This window comes from Arthrobacter sp. Hiyo1, from assembly GCF_001263615.2.
In the GTDB taxonomy this organism is placed as follows: domain Bacteria; phylum Actinomycetota; class Actinomycetes; order Actinomycetales; family Micrococcaceae; genus Arthrobacter.
Genome location: NZ_DF952469.1, coordinates 413,976 through 415,960, shown reverse-complemented (window position 1 = coordinate 415,960; position 1,985 = coordinate 413,976). Strand labels below are relative to the sequence as shown.

1 protein-coding gene and 1 pseudogene are annotated in these 1,985 nt (G+C 66.2%); both read right to left on the bottom strand.

Going from position 1 to position 1,985, the window contains the following annotated elements; translation table 11 throughout:
• A partial coding sequence (galK, locus tag AHiyo1_RS06305; protein ID WP_059387970.1) for a galactokinase occupies window positions 1-1,010 on the bottom strand: 1,010 nt, incomplete at its 3' end.
• Window positions 1,007-1,985 (bottom strand): annotated as a pseudogene (gene galT, locus AHiyo1_RS06300) (galactose-1-phosphate uridylyltransferase); the annotation flags it as partial. The pseudogene galT and the gene galK, both read right to left, overlap by 4 nt.

The following is a 1,985-nucleotide window of genomic DNA, read 5'->3' as shown; positions in this document are numbered from 1 at the left end:
ATCCGGGCGCCGATGGCACCGTGGGCTCGGGAGGTTTCCACCGCGAGATCCAGTTCCGGACAGGAGATCTCGAAGTCATCGCGCATGGACGCATGGCTCGCATCCAGGAGCCTGCCGATGTGGGCGGGGCCCTCCGTGGTGAGGCGTTCCACGGTCTGCAGCACGCGGTCGTTTTCCGTGACGATGTGACGCACCCGCCGGAAAGTGATGCTGTCCAGGAGGCCGCTGGCTTCCTCCAAGTCGCCGATGCCGACGTCGCGCAGGGCCGGGACCCCCAGTACCTGGGCCCCGAGTTCGCAGGAAGCACGACGCGAGGCATAACCGCCGTCGGCATGTGAATGGGAGACCTTGGTGTCGATGACCAGCAGAACGAGTCCGGCCTCCTGGGCGTCGAAGGGGACTAGTTGCACACTCTGGTCGCGGCAGTCCAGGAAGACCGCATGGCCCTTTGACCCGCGAAGCGACGCCGACTGGTCCATGATTCCGGTAGGGGCGCCCACGAAGTCGTTCTCGGCCCTCTGCGTTGCGAGGACCATGTCTTCGGCGCCCAGTCCCGCGCCCGTTAGCTCGTTGAGGGCGGAGATGACGGCGCATTCGATGGCGTGCGAGGAGGACAGTCCCGCGCCCAGCGGGACATCCGAATCCATGAGGAGGTCGAAGCCCGGGACAAGGACGCCGCGCTGTTGCAAGGCCCAGGCGACGCCGAGCGGATACTTCGTCCAGCCTTTGGCCGCTTCGGGAACCAACGCGTCGACGTCGGCTTCGACGAGGCCTTGCCCGCCGAAGGTAGACAACAGCCGGACGCGTGAGTCATGGCGGATCCGGACTGCAACCTTCGCGGTCTTGTCGATGGCGAAAGGCAACACGAAACCTTCGTTGTAATCGGTGTGCTCGCCGATCAGGTTCACGCGTCCCGGTGCCTGCCACACGCCGTCGGGGGCTGAACCGAAAGTCGACTCGAAAAGCCCGGAGAGGGCGCCCACGGCAGGGGCGTCGGGAGTTGAGGTCATGCTGGGGCTTCCGGAATAGCGCGCTGGGAATCGCTGGCGACGGCGCGCAGCCGTTCGGCCACCGATTCGGGCGTGGTGTCGTTGATGAAGGCTCCCATGGCGGCCTCGGAACCGGCAAGGTACTTGAGCTTGTCGGCAGCACGGCGTGGGGAGGTGAGTTGCAGGTGCAGGTGGCCGGACGGTCTCAGGACGCGATCCAGGGGTGCCTGGTGCCAAGCGGAAATGTACGGTGTGGGAGTCGGATACAGGGCGTCCATGCGCTTGAGCAACTCAAGGTAGACGTGGCTAGTTCGTCGCGTTCTTCGCCGCTCAAAGCGGCGAGGTCGGGAACTTGCCGATGGGGGACGAGGTGCACCTCCAGCGGCCAGCGGGCGGCGAACGGCACGTAGGCGCTGAAGTGCTCGGCTTCGAGCACCATGCGGCTCCCGTCCTGCCGTTCGGCCTTGAGGATCGAGGACGTGAGCGATTCCCGGCCCTTGGAGTCGTCGAAGTACTGGCCGGCGGCGGCGCCAAGGCTGGCCGCCCGCGGCGTGACGTAGGGGTAGGCATAAATCTGTCCGTGTGGGTGGTGAAGGGTTACCCCGATGTCAGCGCCCCGGTTTTCGAACGGGAACACCTGCTGGATTCCGGGAAGGGCGCTGAGCGCCTCAGTCCTGTGCGCCCAGGCTTCGACGACCGTGCGTGCCCTGGTTTCGCCAAGCTCGGCAAAGGATCCGGTGTGGCTGGGCGTGAATGAGACAACTTCGCAGCGGCCGTATGCAGGGCCGGAGGTTCCCCAAGCGGGCATGCCCGGGATCATGCCGACCGCCGGCCCCAGTGAGGGGAAGCGGTTCTCGAACACCACGACGTCGTAGTCCGGCGCCGGGATTTCGGAAGGGTTCGCGGGCGTGGTGGGGCAGATGGGACATTGGTCTGCCGGTGGCAGGTGGGTGCGGCTTTGGCGGTGTGCCGCCACGGCGACCCATTCGCCGCTCA